We start from the raw sequence: 627 nt of genomic DNA, 5'->3' as shown, positions 1-627 counted from the left end.
ACGCGCTTGCCCGCGAGGGCGTCGGAGGTGAAGGGAGTGGTGGTCATGCGATGGTCCTTACGATGGGGAACGAGGGCTACAGGCCCAGGCTCTTGCTGATGATCTCGCGCTGATTCTCGTTGATACCGCCATAGATCGGTGGTGCCAGAGAACGGCGATCCTGTTTCTCCATGCCGTACTCGCGGGTGTAGCCGGACCCACCCATTCCGTAAACGGCGTCACTAAATCCGAGTTCCGATGACGGCGATGCGAACGGGATGACCAGGTCATACGCTGGCCTCCATCCATGTCGTCATCATTCGATCCTTACTGGCCGGTAAAGCGTGGCGGCCGCTTCTCCTTGAACGCCGCATGCGCCTCCGGCATGTCGGCGCCCCGGGTGAGCAGCGCCTGTCCCCGGTTCTCCAACTCCAGTGCCGCCGCATACGACGTCACTTCCTGGTTGCACTGCAGCGCACGCTTCGACATCCGGACACCGCCCGGCGAATTCGATGCGATCGCCTCGGCCACCGCGACGGCCTCGTCGAACAGGTCCTCGCTCGGCACCACCCGGTTCGCCAATCCGATCCGGGCGGCCTCCTCGGCGCCGACGAAACGCGCCGTGTAGGCGATCTCCGCGGCCCGGCC

General features: G+C 64.8%; 1 protein-coding gene and 1 pseudogene. Both read right to left on the bottom strand.

The features are described 5' to 3' along the window. Window positions 1-76: 76 nt before the first annotated feature. Window positions 77-220: pseudogene (locus MLGJGCBP_RS48260) on the bottom strand (acyl-CoA dehydrogenase family protein); the annotation flags it as partial. An 86-nt stretch (window positions 221-306) separates the two neighbouring features. Next, the coding region (locus MLGJGCBP_RS48255; RefSeq protein ID WP_236581724.1) for an enoyl-CoA hydratase/isomerase family protein at window positions 307-627 on the bottom strand (321 nt) is incomplete at its 5' end.

The organism is Rhodococcus sp. T7 (assembly GCF_009872365.1).
Lineage (GTDB): Bacteria > Actinomycetota > Actinomycetes > Mycobacteriales > Mycobacteriaceae > Rhodococcus_F.
The sequence above is the reverse complement of the archived record's forward strand: the minus strand, read 5'-3'. Positions and strand labels throughout refer to the sequence as shown.